Here is a 19,769-nt window from a genome sequence, read left to right as displayed (position 1 = left end):
GAATTTAGTTAAATTCGAGTTCTACTTGGCCTTTCCCAAGTAGCTGTTTTAAATCATCTAATAATGTGTCGCTTGGCGTTACTCGCCATTCAGTACCTAACGTAAATCGTGCTCGTGCATCGCTACGTTGGTAGTATACATGGACAGGAACGCTCCCTGCCCTATGAGGTTCTAGTATTTTACTAAAACGCTCAAAAAACTGGCCGTCGATCTGGGATTCATCAATCGAGACGGATAATCCACGCGCGTATTTTTCGCGTGCAGCGCCTAGGTCCAAAACCTCACGCGCCGACATTTTAAGACCACCATTGAAATCATCAAAGCTGACCTGTCCGGAAACCACTAAAATTCTGTCAGTTTCTAGCAGTTCTGCGTATTTTTCCAGCGCATCAGAGAACAACATGACTTCCATACGCCCGCTTCGGTCATCTAGCGTCATGATGCCAATTCGCGTACCACGCTTGGTTGTCATAACTCTAGCCGCGATCACCAAACCAGCCACTGTCACACTTTGATCACGCCTTGTTGGTGTCGCGTCTTTTAGTCGACAACTAGTGTACTTCCCTAGTTCCTTTAAATAGGCATTAACTGGGTGCCCTGTCAAATAAAGCCCGAGTGTGGAGCGTTCACCTTCCAACCATACCTTTTCAGGCCATGGTGGCACTTTCGTGTACTTGTGTTCAACTTCTTCCGGCGCTTCAGTAAGAACACCGAATAGATCACTTTGACCGAACGCTTCCGCTTGGTGGTGTTGACTTGCTGCTTTTACCGCATCATTGAGTGACGCCATCATGGCAGCACGATGAGGACCAAGCCGATCTAAAGCGCCTGCATAAATGAGCTTTTCAATAACACGTTTATTGACTTTCTTTAGGTCAACCCGAGCGCAGAAGTCAAACAAGTCTTTAAAATGGCCATCTTTATTACGCGCTTCTAAGATCGCTTCAATCGGGCCTTCGCCGACGCCTTTAATCGCACCAATACCGTAAACAATCGCGCCGTCTTCATCAACGTTAAAACGGTACAAACCCGAGTTGATATCTGGCGGAAGAACTTTGAGCTTCATACGGAAACATTCATCGACAAGGCCTACGACCTTCTCGGTGTTATCCATATCGGCGGTCATTACCGCAGCCATAAACTCTGCTGGGAAGTGCGTCTTAAGCCAAAGAGTTTGGTACGATACCAGCGCGTAAGCAGCCGAGTGCGATTTGTTAAAGCCATAACCTGCGAATTTCTCCACTAGGTCGAAGATCTTCATCGCCAGCTCGCCATCTACGCCATTCTTTACTGCGCCATCTTCAAAGGTGGCACGCTGCTTGGCCATCTCTTCGGGCTTTTTCTTACCCATCGCACGACGAAGCATGTCCGCCCCACCTAGGGTATAGCCAGACAACACCTGCGCAATTTGCATAACCTGTTCCTGATACAGGATGATGCCGTAGGTAGGGTCAAGAATCTCTTTTAATGACTCATGCTGCCACTTTTCATCAGGGTACGAGACCGCCTCTCTGCCGTGCTTACGGTCGATAAAGTTATCTACCATGCCTGACTGCAATGGTCCCGGACGGAATAGCGCTACCAGTGCGATGATATCTTCGAAACAGTCAGGTTGCAGGCGCTTGATCAGCTCTTTCATACCACGAGATTCCAGCTGGAATACTGCCGTGGTTTCTGAGTTTTGTAGCAAACGGAATGATGCGTCGTCTTCCAGAGAAATCGACTCTATTCGAATAGGATCTTTACCCTCACGTTCTAAACGCGGGTTAATCAGACCTAACGCCCAATCGATGATAGTTAGGGTTCGTAATCCCAAGAAGTCAAATTTAACTAATCCTGCGGTTTCAACGTCGTTCTTATCGAATTGAGTAACAGGGAAGTGCCCTTCTGAGTCCGCATAAATCGGGGCAAAATCCGTGATGGTAGTTGGAGAAATAACAACACCACCCGCGTGCTTACCTGCGTTACGTGTACACCCTTCAAGGATGCGACACATATCAATCAGTTCTTTGACTTCTTCGTCCGCCTCATACAATTCAGGCAACGCAGGCTCTGCTTTAAACGCCTTCTCGAGTGTCATGCCCGGATCTGGCGGGACAAGCTTAGAAATGCGATCCACAAAACCAAATGGGTGCCCAAGAACACGCCCAACGTCTCGAATTACCGCTTTGGCCGCCATAGTACCGAAAGTGATGATCTGAGATACCGCATCACGGCCATACATCTCGGCCACGTGATCAATAACCTGATCGCGTTTATCCATACAGAAATCGACATCGAAATCGGGCATAGATACACGTTCTGGGTTAAGGAAACGTTCGAACAGCAAATCATATTCAAGTGGATCAAGATCGGTAATTTTTAGGGCATAGGCCACCAGCGAGCCCGCACCCGAGCCACGACCTGGCCCCACTGGAATGTCGTTATCTTTCGACCACTGGATAAACTCCATTACGATCAAGAAGTATCCTGGGAACCCCATGTTATTGATTACTTCAAGTTCGACTTTTAAACGTTCGTCATATTCAGGGCGACGCTTAGCACGCTCTTCTGGGTCAGAGAATAAAAACTCTAATCGCTCTTCTAGGCCTTCTTCTGATTTTTTGACCAGGAATTCGGTTTCTTCCATGCCTTCTGTCGGGAACGCAGGAAGGAAATATTCGCCAAGACGTACGGTAACGTTACAGCGCTTAGCAATTTCGACACTGTTTTCCAATGCTTCTGGAATGTCGGCAAATAGCGCGCACATTTCCTCTTCAGTGCGCAGATATTGCTGAGGGCTGTAATTTTTCGGGCGTCGTGGATCTTCGAGCGTATAACCATCATGGATGGCAACGCGGATTTCATGGGCATCAAAGAACGATTCGTCAAGAATAACGACATCGTTAGTGGCGACAACAGGGAGCTCTGCTTGCTCAGCGAGCTCTAGAGCAAAGTGCAGGTAACTTTCTTCATCAGGTCGCCCTGTGCGAGTCAGTTCTAGATAAAAGCGATCTTCAAAATGCGTTTTGTAGAACTCAACGCAATCGTCCGCAACTTTTTGGTTGCCTTTAAGAAGGGCCTTACCGATTTCACCACTTTTACCACCTGACAGAAGAATTAGGCCTTCTGATAACTCAGCCAACCACTCTCTATCAATGACGGGTTGATGTTGGACATGACCACGGAGATAAGCTTTTGAGATCAAAAGCGTCAGGTTTTTATAACCCGTATTATCTGATGCTAGAATGGTTAGTTTGGTTAACTCATCGCCAAATTCTGGCGATTGCATTGCGAAGTCTGCACCAATGATTGGTTTCACGCCGCAACCGTGCGCTGTACCATAGAACTTCACTAAGCCACAAAGGTTAGTAAAGTCGGTAAGTGCCACTGCTGGCATTCCCATTTCAGCCACTTTCTTAACCAGAGGTGGCACTTTAGAAAGGCCATCAACCATGGAAAAGTCACTGTGTACTCGAAGGTGGATAAACTTAGGATCTGACATGAATTGTTCCGCAAATAGGGCTTAATCGGAAAGATAATCTCGGTATTTTACGTGATATAAGATCGGAGATATACCCTATTTCAGTGTGGTATCTCTCCGTCTGGTTTATTCTAGACCAAGTGCGCGCTTTACTGGCTTAAAGCTCTTGCGATGCTGGTCAATGACACCATGCTTCTCTATCGCTTCAAAGTGAGCTTTGGTTGGGTAACCTTTGTGCTTAGCGAAACCAAATTCAGGGTGTTGCTTATCTAGCTCTTCCATTTCTTGATCACGAACCACTTTAGCAATGATAGAAGCGGCGCTGATTTCTGCCACGCGCAAATCGCCTTTCACGACAGCTTGTGAGTCCATTGCCAGTTTTGGACAACGGTTCCCGTCAATGAGTGCCAAATCAGGCTTTACGCTCAGCCCTTCAATCGCACGCTGCATCGCAACCATAGTGGCTTGCAGAATGTTCAGTTCATCAATTTCAGCGGGCGAGCAACGTCCAACAGACCAAGCTAATGCCTTTTCTTTAATTTCAGGCAGCAATGCTAAGCGTTTCTTCTCAGAGAGTTTTTTGGAGTCGTTAAGGCCGTCTATTGGGTTGTTTGGATCTAATATCACGGCAGCAGTCACGACGTCTCCTACAAGAGGGCCTCGTCCTACTTCATCGACACCGGCAACCAGTTGATAGCCTTGAGGGTATTCAAATGGCGGAAGCTCTTTTTTTTCTTTAGTCATAACGTTTAATATTCTTTGCCAATCAGGTTGAGAACCGCTTTAGCGGCTTGTTTGTCGGCATCTTTACGGATCCAGTGATGCATTTCCGTAAACTTATCGACCATGTTAGAGCCCTCTTCACCGAGTAAGCGTTCTACTTCAGCGGCAAGATTGTCCACTGTGCACTCTTCCTGAAGAAACTCTTTAACCAGCTCTCGGTCGGCTAAAATATTCGGTAATGAAACGTACTTCGTTTTTAACATCTTGCGTGCAAGAAAAGCGGTGAACGCATTCACTTTATAACCGACAACCATTGGTCGTTTAATCAGCATACATTCCAAAGCAACGGTGCCGGACGCCAGCATGACGGCGTCTGAAGCGGTAATCACGTTGCGAGCTGTATCATCAACCAATTTGAAATTCAGTTCCGGCGCGTGCTCTTTCCAAGCTTGCTCAAACTGCTCACGACGCTTCTGATTAACCAAAGCAACGACAAAACCAAGATCTGGGTGACGTTGATGTAGACGCTTGCAGGTTTCGATAAACGGCTGGGACAACATCTTGAGTTCACTACCACGACTTCCGGGTAAAACGGCTAACCATGTTTTATCTTGTTCCATGCCCAGTAGCGTTCGTGCCGGCGCTTTTTCACTAACCAAAGGAATAGCGTCGGCCAACGTATGGCCTATGAATTCACAAGGCACGTTATATTTGTCGTAGAACGCTTTTTCAAATGGTAGAAAAGCCAACACCAAGTTAGTCGCTGCTTCAATTTTGAAGATACGCTTTTGTCGCCAAGCCCAAACTGACGGGCTAACGTAGTGTACTGTTTTGATCCCGGCCTTTTTAAGGTCTAATTCCAAGCGCAAATTGAAGTCAGGTGCATCAATACCAATAAAAACGTCCGGTGGATTGTCAGTAAAGAATTTAACGAGTTCTGCTTTCACTTTAAGCAGACGTGGCAAGCGGCCGAGCACCTCCACTAGCCCCATGACAGCCAACTCTTCCATATCAAAAAGAGATTGGCAGCCCTGTGCGATCATTTTAGGCCCACCAATGCCAACGAATTCCGCGTCGGGATACTGCTCTTTAACGGCTTTGATAAAACCTTCGCCTAGTGTGTCACCTGACAACTCGCCAGCGACGATGCCTACTCGTAATGGTCTACCCATATCCAATCATTCAACTCTATTGGTATAAAAACACAAAAAGACCGTAACCAAGCGGCTACGATCTTTTTAATCAATAACTTATCAAGCTTAGCGAATAACGCCACGCTCAGAAGTTTCCACAAACTCAAGGAAGTGCTTAATTGAAGGCCACTCATTTGCCATTTCCGTTAACACTTCTTTCGCTTCAGCCTGAGTTTTACCTGCGCGGTAGAACTCTTTGTACGCGTTGCGCAGTGCTCGTAGCTCGCTCTTTTCAAAGCCGTTACGCTGCAAACCCACTAGGTTTAGTCCAAATGGTGTCGCGTGATTGCCCTGCGCCAGTACGTACGGCGGCACATCTTTCACAACGGCAGAACAGCCGCCAATGTAGCTATATGCACCCACTTTACAGAATGGATGAATCGCAGACAACGCCATCACACCCGCGTAATCCTCTACAGTAACGTGACCACCAAGAATCGAGTTGTTACCGATGTGAGTGTGGTTACCCACGATCACATCATGAGCAACGTGCGCATTAACACAAAGCAAGTTATCGCTACCGATAACCGTGGTCGCTTTATCTTGTACTGTACCACGATGAATTTGTACTGCTTCGCGAATAACGTTGCGATCACCAATCACTACCGTTGTATCTTCACCGCCATACTTTTTATCTTGGTTTTCTTCACCAATCACTGCATGAGGGAAAATACGGTTGTCTTGACCAATTGTCGTGTGACCTTTGATCACAACATGAGACATTATCTCTGTGCCTTCACCAATCTCAATATGACCTGAGATATACGTGAATGGGCCAACTTTTACGTTGGCTGCTATGGTTACATCACCCTCAATAACGGCTGATGGATGAATTTGTGCAGTTTCATGAATCATATTAAAACTCTCGACGAGCACATTTCAATTCTGCTGAACATACTACTTCACCGTCTACTTTAGCAACACCACTGAAAGCAGCAATGCCACGACGTTCTTTTAGAAATTCCACTTCTATCACGAGTTGATCGCCTGGTGTCACTGGCTTACGGAATTTAGCGCCATCTACGCTTGCAAAGTAGTACAGTTCGTTTTCTGTCGGTGCGCCAAATGATTTAAAAGCTAGAAGACCTGTCGCTTGTGCCATAGCTTCTAGAATCAACACACCAGGAAATACAGGTAGCTGAGGGAAATGACCTGTGAACTGAGGCTCGTTCACTGAAACGTTTTTAATCGCTGTCAGGTATTTTTCTTCTTGGTAATCCGTTACGCGATCAATCAGCAAGAATGGATAGCGATGCGGTAACAGTTCCTGAATTTCAGTGATGTTCATCGTTTTCTTTTCAGTAGTCAAAGTCATATTCCTATGTTGAATGCTAAATATTATTTTCTGGCAGCATTATAGACGAAAAAGACTCGCAATTCGCGAGCCTTTTTAACCAGATTAGGGATCAAGATTCCTATTTCTGTTCCAATAGCTTCTCGACGGCTTTCAGGCGCTTGTTCATTTCATCAATACGATGAACACGAGCAGCCGTTTTACGCCACTCTTTATTGGTTTGTAATGGAATGCCAGAAGAGTACATACCCTTCTCTTCAATGCTTCGCATTACCATACCCATACCTGTGATAGTGACACCATCAGCAATTTGAATGTGGCCATTGAGTACCGACGCACCGCCAATAATACAGTATTTGCCGATTGTCGTACTGCCGGCAACAATCGTACCACCAGCCATAGCCGTACCATATCCGATGTGTACGTTATGGGCAATTTGCATCTGGTTATCAATGATAACATTGTCTTCAATAACCGTATCATCCAATGCTCCACGGTCTATTGTCGTACAAGCACCAATTTCTACACGATTACCAATTTTAACTGAGCCAAGTTGAGGAATTTTAACCCACTCACCTTTGTCATTTGCGTAGCCAAAACCGTCAGAACCAATCACGGTGTTTGCTTGTATCAAACAATCACTGCCAATAGTTACGTCGTGGTAAATGCTCACGTTAGACCAAAGCTTGGTGTTCGCGCCAATAGAGGCATTTTTGCCAATAAAGCAACCCGCTCCAATGACAACGTTGTCAGCTAATTCCACGCCCGATTCGATAACGGCATTCGCACCAATTGATACCTTATTACCTATTTTCGCATCCGGAGAGATCACTGCTGATTCAGCGATATCACTTGCAGGTGCTGGTGTTGTATCAAGAGCTTGAGCAACTTTAGCAAACGCGACATATGGATCATCAACGACTAAAGCATTGCCTATACACAATTCACGCTGTGCCTCTTTCACCATCACTACCGTTGCTTGGCAACTTGCCAAGTGCTTGGCATATTTTGGATTTGACAGGAAGGTAACATGACCTTCCTGTGCTTTATCCATAGGAGCGACCATAGTAACAGTCGCATCTGCCTCACCGTGTAGCGTTCCCCCGGTAATAGTTGCCAACTCGGCTAAAGAAATTTCTTTCATAATCGATTATTTAAGTTGTTTGATTACTTTCTCAGAGATGTTGTATTCAGGTTTGCCATACTGCATAGCCTGAATATCAACGATCATGTCGTAACCTTCTCTTTCAGCTACTTTCTTGACCGCATCTTGAATGACTTTAAATAACTTCTGCTTTTCTTGAGCTTCACGACGAGCCGTTGCTTGCTCTAATGCTTGAGCTTTTACTTTGTACTTGCTGTCTAGCTGAGCAATCTCGATACGAAGTTTCTCAATGTTGTCTTGGCTCATTAACTCGCCATCGCGTTTAAGCTTTTCGATTTTCGTCTTCGCTTGAGACTGGATAGATTTAAGCTCATCGACTTTGTCTTTAAACTCTTTCTGCATTTTCTGCGATACAACTTCACGTTGAGGAAGAGCTTGGAACACTTGAGCAGTATTGATGTAGCCGACCTTTTGCGCAGCTTCAGCAGCATTTGCAAAGAGTGATGACGTCATAATAAGAAGGCCAATACCAGCCGCTTTAATTGTTTTATTCACTTCATTTTCCTCTATATTAGAAGGTTCTTCCGATGGTGAAAGTGAAGAATTCTTCATCGTCACCTTCGTATTTTTCTATAGGCTTCGCAACGGAGAACACCAGTGGTCCCATTGGCGACATCCATTGTAATGCAGCACCATATGATGCTCGGTAATTAGTCGGATCCGAGAAATCGTTATAGTATCGTTGATCCGCGTAGCTTGAGTTGTATTGAAACTCGGTATCCCAAACACTTGCAGCATCAAGGAAAACACTGGTACGAATTTGATTACGTACTTCATCAGATGCAAATGGTGTTGGAACAATCAACTCTAAACTAGCCAAGGCAATCGCGTTACCACCTACCGCATCATCGGTAGCCGTACCACACTCATACTCGCCACAAAGAAATTCACCACCTCCTCCTGGAGTCGTGTATACCGCCTTAGGGCCTGCTGAATTCGAACCAAAACCACGTAGGGTAGAAAAACCACCTGCGTAATAGTTCTCGTAGAATGGGAACAGGTTGTCATTACCGTCTGTTTGACCGTAACCGTTACCGTAACCCAAACGACCACGCATTAAGAGCGTAAACTCATGCTTTTTCGTCAGAGGCATATACTGGCGAACATCATATTGGAGCTTGAAATATTGCACATCGGAGCCAGGCACCGTTGCTTTTGCAGACGCTCGTTGATAATTACCAGCAGTAGGGAAATAACCTCTGTTTAAGTTGTTACGTGTCCAAGCAATGTTAATATCAAAGTCATTCGTCAAGATATCGCCATCGGTTTGACCGATACTTTCAGCAAAACGCTGAGCTTGGTCATACGTTGGTACATTACCAATCTTGTTATGCGTGTAGCCCACACCAAATTCGAATCGGTTTAGCTCATCGAATGGGAATCCCCAAGTTAGGCTTGTTCCATAACTCTCGTTCGTATATTCAACAATACCAGCTTCTGACGCTTCAAATGTATTGTAGAAAACTTTACCACCAAGACTGACGCCATCTAGGTTCCAATACGGATCACGGTAGTCAAGGCTAATGTTTTGTTGGTAGTCGTTCATCATGGCGGTAACACCAACACGGTTACCCGTACCTAGGAAGTTATCCTGCTGAAGACCCACCTGAAAACTTACACCAGATTCAGTACCATAACCGACACCAAAGTTAATGCTCCCTGAGTTTGCCTCTTTTACGTTATAGACCAAATCAACTTGGTCTTCGCTACCTGGAACACGGACAGTTTGTACGTCAACATTTTCAAAGTAACCCAATCGGCTCAAACGGTTTTTACCGGTTTCGATAGATTTCGAATTCAGCCAGCTACCTTCCATTTGGCGCATTTCACGTCGAAGCACTTCGTCTTTCGTTGCGTTGTTACCAACAAAACGAATATCACGAACATAGATTCGTTTGCCCGATTCAATATTTACAACCAAGGAAACTTCTTGCTTCTCATCGTCAAACTCAGAGATGGTTCGAACTTGCGGATACGCATAGCCCGCTTCACCTAACTGTCTCTTTACGTTTTCTTCTAAACTGGTTACAGCCGAGCCGTTGTACAGCTCGCCCATTTCAAATGTCACCAGCTTTTGTAGCTCTTCTTCGCCATTAATGAGATCACCGCGGAACTTAACATCCTTTACGGTGTATGGCTTACCTTCGTTCAAACCAAGAGTTATGTATACACCCTTTTTGTCAGGGGAAATTGAAACTTGGGTAGAATCTATTCTAAATTTTAGATAACCACGATCTAGGTAGTAGGACTTTAGCGCTTCTAAATCACCAGCCAGTACCTGTTTTTGGTACTTGTCATCCGATAAGAAGTTCCACCATGCCACGTCAACGTTTAGTTCAAATCGGCTTCTTAAGTCCTCATCACTAAACACTTCGTTACCAATAAAGTTGATCTGTTGAATTTTCGCAGAAACACCCTCTGAAAAAACAAATTTAAGATCCGCTCGGTTACGTGGTAGAGGTGTCACAACGGCTTTTACATTGGCGTTGTACTTACCCACGCTGTAGTAAAAGTCTTCTAAACCTTTTTCGATATTCGCTAGAGTGGTGCGATCAAGCGCCTCACCGACGCGAATGTCCGAAGCTTCTAAGTTTTGTGTTAGCTGCTCTTCTTTAATCGCTTTGTTTCCAGAAAACGAGATACTTGAAATCGTTGGTCGTTCTTTTACTTGAACAACCAATACCTCGTCCTGACGCAAAACTTTAATATCTTCAAAGTTACCTGAAGCATAGAGAGAACGGATGATTTGAGAAATGTCCTGATTATCAACAGTGTCACCGATACGCACAGGCATTTTTAATAACGCTGCACCAAGCGTGACCCGCTGTAAACCTTCAACTTGAATATCTCGAACAACGAAGTTCTCAGCGCCCGTTGCGCTTACGCTTGTTGCAAGCAACGTGGCAAACAGAATCTTTTTCATCGCCATATTTGTTTTAGTTATTCCTTACTACAACCTTTGCCACGTTAGAGACGCGCAAAATCATTGAAAATCGCCACTGCCATAAGAGAGAAAATAATAGCACCACCAATGCGATACCCCATCTCCTGTACTTTTTCAGGAACGGGACGTCTAATTACAGCCTCAATAGCAAAAAACAATAGATGTCCGCCATCTAACATAGGTAACGGCACAAGGTTAATGATCCCTAAGTTGACGCTAATTAGTGCTAGGAAGCCAAGAAAGTAAACTAAGCCGTAGTCGGCCGTTGTTCCAGCTCCTTTTGCAATTGAAATTGGCCCACTCAGGTTATTCAATCCTACATCACCAACAATCAGTTTCTTCAACATACTGATTGTTAAACCAATCACTTGACCTGTCTTTTCAACCGCTTTACCTACAGATTCAACGACTCCAAATTGTAAGTCAAAGCGATAGTTATCAGGCCATTCTGCCACTTCTGGTGCAATACCAGCGAAGCCTACTTCGCCTTTACCTTTCAGCTCTCGGCTATCAGGAATAATGGTTATTTCTATACGTTCGCCATCTCTCAACACTTCCATTTGTAATGGTGTATTAGGATGTTGCTGAATAGATGCCACAACTTGTTGCCAGCCATCGAGTGGTTTCCCTTCAATAGCGACGAGTTTATCTCCTGCAAGTAGCCCAGCTCTTTCACCCGCGCTGCCTTTCGAGATATTAACCAGTGTTGTGGATATTTCAGGTGTAAAAGGAACAAAACCAAGCGCCGACATCGCTGACTGCTGCTCGGGATCGAAGTTCCAATCCGCCAAATCTAACGTAATTGTTTGTTCAACCCCCACACCATCCGTTGGTGTAACTGTCATCGTTAGCCGCTCATCACCAATATGAGAAATTAATCCCATGTTAACTGATTCCCAGTCTGCGGTTTTGACGCCAGAAATGGATTTAAGTTCCATTCCTTTTTCTAATCCGGCTTCTGCGGCGATAGAATAAGGCGTTACTTCTCCAACTACAGGCTTTACTGCGGGTACGCCAATGATAAATACCAACCAATAGGCAACGATGGCAAAAAGGAAATTAAAGGCGGGTCCAGCTGCCACTATAGCACTGCGTTGCCAAAGGGCTTTTTTATCAAATGCGAATTGCTGCTCAGATTCAGGAACATCATCCACGCGGCCATCTAGCATTTTTACATAGCCACCAAGAGGGATCACAGACAGGCTGTACTCTGTCCCATCTTTCCCTATTTTGCTCCAAATGGACTTGCCGAAACCGATTGAAAATTTTTCAACTTTCACGCCACAACGACGAGCAACCCAAAAGTGGCCAAACTCATGCACTGCTACCAAAATGCCTAAGGCGATAATAAATGAAACAAAGTTCCATAGAATGCCTGTCATAACTTACGCTCACTTATAAATGCAGTCGCCATTTCTCTCGCCATTCTATCTAGCTCGAGAATGCTTTCCAAGTCGTTACAAGTCGAGGGAGTCGAGACAGCACACACTTTAGACAGAACGAGCTCATTGACTGTAGCAATGTCTGTAAAGGAAAGTTCTCTATTTAAGAAAGAATTGACCGAAATTTCATTGGCCGCATTCAGCGCCGTCGTAGCATGCTGACCTTCATAACAAGCATCAATCGCTAGCTTTAGACATGGATAACGGCTGTAATCCGGTTCTAAAAACGTTAGCTCTCCGACTTTTGTAAAATCGAGTGGCGCAACGCCCGCAGAAACACGATTAGGGTAAGACAGGGTCAATGCAATCGGTGTCGCCATATCCGGCTCACCCATTTGTGCCAGCACAGACCCATCCTTAAACTGAACCATCGAATGAATCACGGATTGAGGATGAATAAGTACTTTAAGCTGCTCTCGCGATGTATTAAACAACCACTTAGCTTCAATGTATTCTAAGCCTTTATTCATCATTGTGGCTGAATCTACGGATATTTTAGGCCCCATCGACCAGTTAGGATGAGCAATCGCTTGTTCTGGAGTTACATAGCTTAAATCATTAATGTCGCTATATCGGAATGGACCACCTGAGCCCGTCAACAAAATATGCTGAATGCCCTTCTCATTTAAGTCACATCGCCCTAAGTTAATCTGAATGTCACTTGGTAGGCACTGAAAAATCGCGTTATGTTCACTATCCACTGGCAGAAGCTCGGCACCCGATTGGGCAACAGCATCGATAAACAGCTGACCCGACATCACCAAGGCTTCTTTATTGGCTAATAGAACGCGCTTTCCTGCTTTTACCGCTGCCATCGTCGGCAGTAAACCAGCAGCACCAACGATTGCAGCCATAACCGTATCCACTTCATCCATGGAGGATACATGACACATAGCGTCAACGCCCGATAGCACTTCCGTATTGATTTTTAATTCTTTAAGCTGCTGCTTAAGCTGCATGGCCGCAGAGTCACAAGCCATAACAGCAAATCGTGGCTGCCACTTCTGGCATAACTGGCGCATTTTCTCGACATTGCGTCCTGCCGCTAATGCAACAACCGAAAATTGTTCTGGGTTTTGTTCGATAACTTTAAAAGTGCTGGCACCAATAGAACCGGTTGCACCAAGGATTGTTAAGTTACGCATAGCAAGAAACCGATATGTGATTCAGGCAAGCCGAAGCCTGCCTAAAGGATGAAGTAAAGAAATGCAAAAACAGGGAATGCTGCGGTAAGGCTGTCGATACGATCTAAGACACCACCATGCCCTGGAATGATATTGCTACTGTCTTTGATTCCAGAGACACGCTTAAACATACTCTCTACCAAATCACCTAATACTGAAATAACAACCGTAACCAAAGTAATCGCAATCATCGTGATAGGGCTAGAAAATTCGATATCAAACCAAACTGATGTTCCCCATCCAACGAGAAGGGCTGTAATAATCCCGCCAATCAAACCTTCAATCGTTTTGTTAGGACTAACATTGGGTGCCATTTTTCGTTTACCCATGCTCTTTCCAGCAAAGTAAGCGCCGCTATCTGCAGCCCAAACGATAAAGCAAACATACAATACTAGTTTAGCACCATGGTATGCGTCATCGTCGATACCTTCAGCACGTAGAAGAATGACACTCCAAAAAAACGGTAAAAGCGTTAATAAACCAAAAGCGTGACGTAATAGTGAAGAGTTTTGCCACAAGGCGGAAGATTTAGGGTACGTAATCGCCAATGAACTTGCCGCTACCCACCATGCGCACCCTATGCCCAATATAAGATAATGAGGTTCTAAAACTGAATTCAGGCTATGCGCATCAAACGGTATGACAACAAGGCTTAGTGCGCTCAAAGCTACAGCAGGGATCAAAGCTGTAAAACGAGATTTTGCCTCAACAAATTGAGTCCATTCCCAGTAGCCAATCAACATAATGGCTGCAATGGCGAGGATAAACATTGCTAATGAGAGTTTAAAAATCCCTAAAATCACCAACGGCGCAAGGATGAGGGCTGTTATTATTCTTTGTTTCAAACTTGGATCCTTTATTCGCTTTCCATCAATGCCTTGATTTGCTCACCAGTACAACCAAATCTTCTTTCACGGTTAACAAACCAAGTCACTGCTTCAATTAAGCTATTCTCATCGAAATCTGGCCAATAAATTGGCGTAAAATACATTTCTGCATAAGCCATTTGCCACAATAAAAAGTTGCTGATTCGGCACTCACCGCTCGTACGAATCATGAGATCGACTTCAGGCAAATCTGCCATAGTTAAATGCTGAGTAATCAAGTCTTCATTGATATCGCTTGGTTGCAACTCTCCCCTCGCAACTTTTTCAGCCAACACTTTTGTCGCTTGTGTGATATCCCATTTACCGCCGTAGTTTGCAGCGATATTGATCACCATGCCCGTATTGTTTGCTGTCAGCGCCTCAGCCTGCGCTATTTTTTTTCGCAATCTGTCATTAAACCGTGACGTATCACCAATAATTCTTAAGCGTAAGTTATTCTTATGCAGTTTTTTTATTTCTGTAGACAGTACAGAAATGAACAACTCCATTAACACACCGACTTCCTCTTCAGGACGACGCCAGTTTTCACTGCTAAAAGCAAATAAAGTAATGGCTTTAATGCCTAACTTAGCGGAGGTGGATATGGATTTTCTTACTGCTGCAACACCATTCTTATGGCCAAATACGCGAGGCTTACCTTGCTCTTTCGCCCATCGGCCGTTGCCATCCATTATGATCGCAATATGTTGAGGAAGTTGATCTGGTGAGAGTTGAGAGTTTTGCATAAAGAAGTTGATAGGTTATCAGCAAAGGATAGAGGGTAGCATAAAAAAACGCTGTACTGCGAGCACAGCGTTTTCTAAAAGAGGAGTTGTAGCGGAATTAAACTTCCATCAACTCTTTTTCTTTAGCAGCAAGAACTTCGTCGATTTTCTTCACTGCAGCATCTGTCAGTTTTTGAATCTCGTCTTGTGCTTTACGATCTTCATCTTCAGAGATTTCTTTGTCTTTCAGTAGCGCTTTTAAGTCGCCGTTTGCGTCACGACGGATGTTACGTACTGCAACACGGCCACCTTCAGCTTCGCCACGAACGATTTTCACTAAGTCTTTACGACGCTCTTCCGTTAGCGGTGGAAGAGGAACGCGAATGATCGTACCTGCAGACATTGGGTTTAGACCAAGATCAGACATCATGATCGCTTTCTCAACTTTCTGAGTCAGTTCACGGTCAAACACTGTGATTGCTAACGTACGCGCATCTTCCGCTACAACGTTTGCTACTTGGTTTAGAGGAGTAGGCGCACCGTAGTACTCTACAGAAATACCAGAAAGTAGGCTTGGGTGTGCACGACCTGTACGCACTTTTGAAAGGTTGTTCTTTAGCGCTTCTACGCTTTTTTCCATGCGCTCTTGAGCGTCTTTTTTGATTTCGTTAATCACAATATCACCTTAAATATGTAATTCTTCTCGAAGAAAACCTAAGCTGGATTCTTCAAAAGGCAATACCGCAACAAAGATTAAATACCTTGCTGCGGTTGAATTCTATTATTCAGCAGTGCTAATTAGCGTGCCTTCTGCTTCACCCATAACCACGCGACGTAGTGCGCCTGGCTTGTTCATGTTAAATACGCGGATTGGCATCTTGTGATCACGAGCTAGTGTGAACGCTGCTAAATCCATCACTTTCAATTCTTTATCAAGAACTTCAGTAAAAGTAAGCTTATCATACAGCTCTGCGTCTGGGTTTGCTACTGGGTCTGCCGTAAATACGCCATCTACTTTTGTTGCTTTAAGAACAACATCTGCTTCAATTTCGATACCGCGTAGACACGCAGCTGAATCCGTTGTAAAGAATGGATTACCAGTACCTGCAGAAAAGATAACAACGCGGCCTTGACGAAGTTCGCGGATTGCGTCTGCCCAGTTGTAGTCATCACATACGCCTTTTAGGGGGATCGCAGACATTACGCGTGCATTTACGTAAGCACGGTGCAAAGCATCACGCATTGCAAGACCGTTCATTACTGTAGCCAGCATGCCCATATGGTCACCCACTACGCGGTTCATACCCGCTTCAGCCAAACCAGCACCACGGAACAGGTTACCACCACCGATAACTACACCAACCTGAACGCCTAGTTCAACCAGTTCTTTCACTTCTTGTGCCATGCGATCAAGGATCGCTGGATCGATGCCAAAGCCATCTTCGCCTTGAAGTGCTTCACCACTCAATTTTAACAGAATACGTTGATATGCAGGTTTAGGGTTTGTAGTCATGGACTTTACCTTCCAAAAGAGAGTTTTTTTGATTAACAGTCATCAATAGACACAAATCATTGGTATCTATTGATCACGGCTAATCGATAGTCGTAAAAAGACCGCAGCCTGAGCTACGGTCTAATACTCACTAAGTCTCTAAGGATTAACCTTTTTGAGCTAGTGCAACTTCTTCAGCGAAGCTCATTTCTGCGCCTTTCTCGATACCTTCACCTACTTCTAGGCGAACGAACGTAGAAACAGAAGCGCCTTTTTCTTTCAGCATTTCACCTACAGTTTTCTTAGGCTCCATGATGAACGCTTGACCAGTTAGAGAGATTTCGCCAGTGAATTTCTTCATACGGCCGATAACCATCTTCTCAGCGATCTCTTGAGGCTTGCCTTCGTTCATAGCGATTTCAACTTGAACTTCTTTCTCTTTAGCAACTACGTCTGCTGGTACGTCTTCTGGGTTTACGTACTCTGGACGAGAAGCAGCTACGTGCATAGCAACGTGCTTAAGAGTTTCTGCGTCGCCTTCACCAGCAACAACTACACCGATTTTCTCGCCGTGACGGTAAGAAGCGATTGCAGCGCCTTCAACGTATTGTACGCGACGGATGTTGATGTTTTCGCCGATCTTAGCAACTAGAGCAACACGCTCTTCTTCGAATTTAGCTACTAGTTCTTCAACAGCAACTTTAGATGCTAGTGCTTCTGCTGCTACTTTCTCAGCGAAAGCTGTGAAGTTAGCGTCTTTAGCAACGAAGTCAGTTTGGCAGTTAACTTCAAGAAGAACAGCAACGCCGTTTTCTTCTTTAATGATGATTGCGCCTTCAGCTGCAACGTTACCAGCTTTCTTAGCTGCTTTCGCTGCGCCTGATTTACGCATGTTTTCAATTGCTAGTTCGATATCAGCGTTTGCTTCTACAAGCGCTTTCTTACATTCCATCATGCCAGCGCCAGTGCGCTCGCGAAGTTCTTTAACTAGAGCAGCAGTTACAGTTGCCATTCTCTATTCCTCGTTTGATTCGAATAAGGTAAAAAACAGGGGCCTACATTGTCGGCCCCTGATGCTAACTATAACTTAGTCCATGCTACAACAAGGTTTCACATAGACTAAGTGTGACACAGAGCCGCTATTATTCAGCTTCTACGAAACCGTCTTTTTCAGCAACTTCTGCAACGTCTTTGTTGCGACCTTCAGTTACTGAAGATGCAGCAGCGTTTAGGTATAGTTGTACCGCGCGGATCGCGTCATCGTTACCTGGGATGATGTAGTCAACGCCGTCTGGGTTAGAGTTAGTATCTACCACAGCGTATACTGGAATACCTAGGTTGTTAGCTTCTTTAATCGCAATGTGCTCGTGATCAGCGTCGATTACGAATAGAGCGTCTGGTAGGCCGCCCATATCTTTGATACCACCAAGAGATTTCTCTAGCTTCTCCATTTCACGAGTACGCATTAGAGCTTCTTTCTTAGTTAGTTTGTCAAAAGTACCGTCTTGAGCTTGAGCTTCAAGATCTTTTAGACGCTTGATTGACTGACGAACAGTTTTGTAGTTTGTAAGCATGCCGCCTAACCAGCGGTTGTTTACGTAGTACTGGTTGCTTGCGATTGCAGCTTCTTTAACAGCTTCAGATGCAGCGCGCTTAGTACCTACGAATAGAACTTTACCTTTCTTCTCGCCAACTTTAGCTAGTTCAGCTAGAGCTTCGTTGAACATTGGTACAGTTTTTTCTAGGTTGATGATGTGAACGCGGTTACGAGCACCAAAGATGAATGGCTTCATTTTTGGGTTCCAGTAACGAGTTTGGTGACCGAAGTGAACACCAGCTTTCAGCATATCGCGCATTGATACAGTTGCCATTTTAAAATCCTCTATGGGGTTAGGCCTCCACATCCCCCATAACTCCGACTAAGCTTCTGCTCAGCACCCCGGAACATGTGACGGAATGTGTGTGATTTAAAGATATAAGTTTAGTTGGAAGTAAACAGTTTCGCCGCATTGCGATAATGCTAGCAGAGAGAACAGCCACATTCCGGCGCGCTTTATACCATATTTTCAAGGTATCTGGCTAGTAAAAAAACGGCTAGGCGGGTTTGACTTAAACTTAAAAAAGACTCTACGCTCCATCACTCCAATGGGTACCAAGCACAGCCACAATTACACATTCTGACATCTTCCTGTTAGAATGCGCCGAATCGCACCAATGGGTGCAATTGAAGAAAGTAGAGAAAGCCGATGTCAATCAAGATAAAAACAGCTGAAGAAATCGAACGTATGCGCAAAGCGGGTGCTTTAGCCGCTGAAATTCTAGAGATGATTGAACCTTATATCAAAGAAGGGGTGACGACGGATGAGCTTAACCAAATCTGTCACGATTACGCTCTAGAGAAAGGAGCCTACTCTGCTCCACTTGATTACCATGGTTTCCCTAAATCAATCTGTACATCGATCAACCATATCGTGTGTCACGGCATTCCTGCGTCACAAGACGAAACAGGCAGCAACGGTCAAGTTAAGCCAGCAGTACTGAAAAATGGCGATATCATCAACATCGACATTACTGTAATCGTACCAAATGACGAAAATGCTGACCTTTCTGTACGTCCTGAAGGCTACCACGGTGACACATCAAAAATGTTCTTCGTAGGTGACGTAAACCCTGCTGACAAGCGCCTATGTATGGTGACAAAAGAAGCACTTTACGTGGGTATGCGCACGGTTAAAGATGGCTCTACCGTTGGTGAAATCGGTGCTGCAATCGAAAAATACATCAAAGAAAACAACAAAAAGAACCCACGCAATAAGTTCTCTATTGTAAAAGATTTCTGTGGCCACGGTATCGGAAACGAGTTCCATGAAGAACCACAAATCGTTCACTACAAAAACAGCGACCGTCGCGTTCTTAAAGAAGGCATGTGCTTTACCATCGAACCAATGATTAACGCTGGTAAATTTGGTGTGAGTGTTGACGCTGAAGATGACTGGACAGTTTACACGGGCGATGGCAAAAAATCGGCGCAGTACGAGCACACTATCGTAGTAACAAAAACGGGTTGTGAAGTATTCACACTACGTAGCGATGACACAATCCCACGTATTATGAACAACGCATAATCTCAGCTTTTCTCATATCCCCGCTCAGGCGGGGATATTTTTATTGCATCCTTCCCAGCACCAAACATATCCGTACACACCAAAACTAATTATTTATTTAGGTTACTACCCTATTTTGGTAGATTGAAAGTCATCAGGTACATTGCACGGACT

The 19,769-nt window shown here is 44.7% G+C and carries 17 protein-coding genes; 1 reads left to right on the top strand and 16 read right to left on the bottom strand.

The genetic code is table 11. From position 1 onward, the window contains the following. Positions 1 to 4 precede the first annotated feature (4 nt). The 16 genes from dnaE to rpsB form a co-directional block, all read right to left on the bottom strand. Positions 5 to 3,484, bottom strand: coding sequence for a DNA polymerase III subunit alpha (gene dnaE, locus NP165_RS03290; protein ID WP_257084916.1), 3,480 nt, complete (start codon positions 3,482 to 3,484; stop codon positions 5 to 7). Positions 3,485 to 3,589: 105 nt separating this feature from the next. Beyond that, positions 3,590 to 4,207, bottom strand: a complete 618-nt coding sequence (gene rnhB / locus NP165_RS03285; RefSeq protein WP_257084915.1) for a ribonuclease HII — start codon at positions 4,205 to 4,207, stop codon at positions 3,590 to 3,592. A 5-nt stretch (positions 4,208 to 4,212) separates the two neighbouring features. Beyond that, complete coding sequence (gene lpxB, locus NP165_RS03280; RefSeq protein ID WP_257084914.1) at positions 4,213 to 5,358, bottom strand: lipid-A-disaccharide synthase; 1,146 nt, start codon at positions 5,356 to 5,358, stop codon at positions 4,213 to 4,215. A gap of 87 nt (positions 5,359 to 5,445) precedes the next feature. Next, positions 5,446 to 6,234, bottom strand: coding sequence for an acyl-ACP--UDP-N-acetylglucosamine O-acyltransferase (lpxA, locus tag NP165_RS03275; RefSeq protein ID WP_257084913.1), 789 nt, complete (start codon positions 6,232 to 6,234; stop codon positions 5,446 to 5,448). 1 nt (position 6,235) lies between these two features. Beyond that, positions 6,236 to 6,688, bottom strand: coding sequence for a 3-hydroxyacyl-ACP dehydratase FabZ (fabZ, locus tag NP165_RS03270; RefSeq protein ID WP_257084912.1), 453 nt, complete (start codon positions 6,686 to 6,688; stop codon positions 6,236 to 6,238). 106 nt (positions 6,689 to 6,794) lie between these two features. Next, complete coding sequence (gene lpxD, locus NP165_RS03265; RefSeq protein ID WP_257084911.1) at positions 6,795 to 7,817, bottom strand: UDP-3-O-(3-hydroxymyristoyl)glucosamine N-acyltransferase; 1,023 nt, start codon at positions 7,815 to 7,817, stop codon at positions 6,795 to 6,797. Positions 7,818 to 7,823: 6 nt separating this feature from the next. Next, positions 7,824 to 8,333 carry an OmpH family outer membrane protein gene (locus NP165_RS03260; protein ID WP_257084910.1) on the bottom strand — a complete coding sequence of 170 codons (510 nt, stop codon included), beginning with the start codon at positions 8,331 to 8,333 and terminating at the stop codon, positions 7,824 to 7,826. Between the two features lie 16 nt (positions 8,334 to 8,349). Next, a complete protein-coding gene (gene bamA / locus NP165_RS03255) occupies positions 8,350 to 10,767 on the bottom strand; it encodes an outer membrane protein assembly factor BamA (RefSeq protein WP_257084909.1) in 2,418 nt (805 codons plus the stop codon). A 38-nt stretch (positions 10,768 to 10,805) separates the two neighbouring features. Next, on the bottom strand, positions 10,806 to 12,164 hold the full coding sequence (rseP, locus tag NP165_RS03250; protein ID WP_257084908.1) for a sigma E protease regulator RseP: 1,359 nt from the start codon (positions 12,162 to 12,164) through the stop codon (positions 10,806 to 10,808). Continuing rightward, a complete protein-coding gene (ispC, locus tag NP165_RS03245; protein ID WP_257084907.1) occupies positions 12,161 to 13,369 on the bottom strand; it encodes a 1-deoxy-D-xylulose-5-phosphate reductoisomerase in 1,209 nt (402 codons plus the stop codon). Before ispC ends, rseP begins: the two co-directional genes overlap by 4 nt. 41 nt (positions 13,370 to 13,410) lie before the next feature. Beyond that, positions 13,411 to 14,253, bottom strand: a complete 843-nt coding sequence (locus NP165_RS03240; protein ID WP_257084906.1) for a phosphatidate cytidylyltransferase — start codon at positions 14,251 to 14,253, stop codon at positions 13,411 to 13,413. An 11-nt stretch (positions 14,254 to 14,264) separates the two neighbouring features. Beyond that, complete coding sequence (uppS, locus tag NP165_RS03235; RefSeq protein WP_257084905.1) at positions 14,265 to 15,020, bottom strand: undecaprenyl pyrophosphate synthase; 756 nt, start codon at positions 15,018 to 15,020, stop codon at positions 14,265 to 14,267. A 97-nt stretch (positions 15,021 to 15,117) separates the two neighbouring features. Next, positions 15,118 to 15,675 (bottom strand): ribosome recycling factor, encoded by a 558-nt coding sequence (gene frr / locus NP165_RS03230; protein ID WP_257084904.1) that lies wholly within the window; start codon positions 15,673 to 15,675, stop codon positions 15,118 to 15,120. A gap of 105 nt (positions 15,676 to 15,780) precedes the next feature. Then, complete coding sequence (gene pyrH / locus NP165_RS03225) at positions 15,781 to 16,512, bottom strand: UMP kinase (protein ID WP_167421405.1); 732 nt, start codon at positions 16,510 to 16,512, stop codon at positions 15,781 to 15,783. Between the two features lie 145 nt (positions 16,513 to 16,657). Beyond that, positions 16,658 to 17,503 (bottom strand): translation elongation factor Ts, encoded by an 846-nt coding sequence (gene tsf, locus NP165_RS03220; protein WP_257084903.1) that lies wholly within the window; start codon positions 17,501 to 17,503, stop codon positions 16,658 to 16,660. 130 nt (positions 17,504 to 17,633) lie between these two features. Continuing rightward, a complete protein-coding gene (gene rpsB, locus NP165_RS03215) occupies positions 17,634 to 18,362 on the bottom strand; it encodes a 30S ribosomal protein S2 (protein ID WP_257084902.1) in 729 nt (242 codons plus the stop codon). Positions 18,363 to 18,737: 375 nt separating this feature from the next. On the opposite strand from rpsB, the gene map reads away from it, so the two are divergent. Then, positions 18,738 to 19,616, top strand: a complete 879-nt coding sequence (gene map, locus NP165_RS03210; protein WP_257084901.1) for a type I methionyl aminopeptidase — start codon at positions 18,738 to 18,740, stop codon at positions 19,614 to 19,616. Positions 19,617 to 19,769: the final 153 nt, after the last annotated feature.

Origin of the sequence: Vibrio japonicus, from assembly GCF_024582835.1 — a bacterium.
Taxonomy (GTDB): domain Bacteria; phylum Pseudomonadota; class Gammaproteobacteria; order Enterobacterales; family Vibrionaceae; genus Vibrio; species Vibrio japonicus.
This window is presented reverse-complemented; position numbering and strand designations above follow the sequence as displayed.

Coding starts and splice junctions, on each gene's coding strand:
- rseP (WP_257084908.1), bottom strand. CDS start 12,164: ATGACAGGCATTCTATGGAACTTTGTTTCATTTATTATCGCCTTAGGC.
- lpxA (WP_257084913.1), bottom strand. CDS start 6,234: ATGATTCATGAAACTGCACAAATTCATCCATCAGCCGTTATTGAGGGT.
- rnhB (WP_257084915.1), bottom strand. CDS start 4,207: ATGACTAAAGAAAAAAAAGAGCTTCCGCCATTTGAATACCCTCAAGGC.
- rpsB (WP_257084902.1), bottom strand. CDS start 18,362: ATGGCAACTGTATCAATGCGCGATATGCTGAAAGCTGGTGTTCACTTC.
- dnaE (WP_257084916.1), bottom strand. CDS start 3,484: ATGTCAGATCCTAAGTTTATCCACCTTCGAGTACACAGTGACTTTTCC.
- lpxB (WP_257084914.1), bottom strand. CDS start 5,358: ATGGGTAGACCATTACGAGTAGGCATCGTCGCTGGCGAGTTGTCAGGT.
- map (WP_257084901.1), top strand. CDS start 18,738: ATGTCAATCAAGATAAAAACAGCTGAAGAAATCGAACGTATGCGCAAA.
- bamA (WP_257084909.1), bottom strand. CDS start 10,767: ATGGCGATGAAAAAGATTCTGTTTGCCACGTTGCTTGCAACAAGCGTA.
- tsf (WP_257084903.1), bottom strand. CDS start 17,503: ATGGCAACTGTAACTGCTGCTCTAGTTAAAGAACTTCGCGAGCGCACT.
- uppS (WP_257084905.1), bottom strand. CDS start 15,020: ATGCAAAACTCTCAACTCTCACCAGATCAACTTCCTCAACATATTGCG.
- pyrH (WP_167421405.1), bottom strand. CDS start 16,512: ATGACTACAAACCCTAAACCTGCATATCAACGTATTCTGTTAAAATTG.
- ispC (WP_257084907.1), bottom strand. CDS start 13,369: ATGCGTAACTTAACAATCCTTGGTGCAACCGGTTCTATTGGTGCCAGC.
- lpxD (WP_257084911.1), bottom strand. CDS start 7,817: ATGAAAGAAATTTCTTTAGCCGAGTTGGCAACTATTACCGGGGGAACG.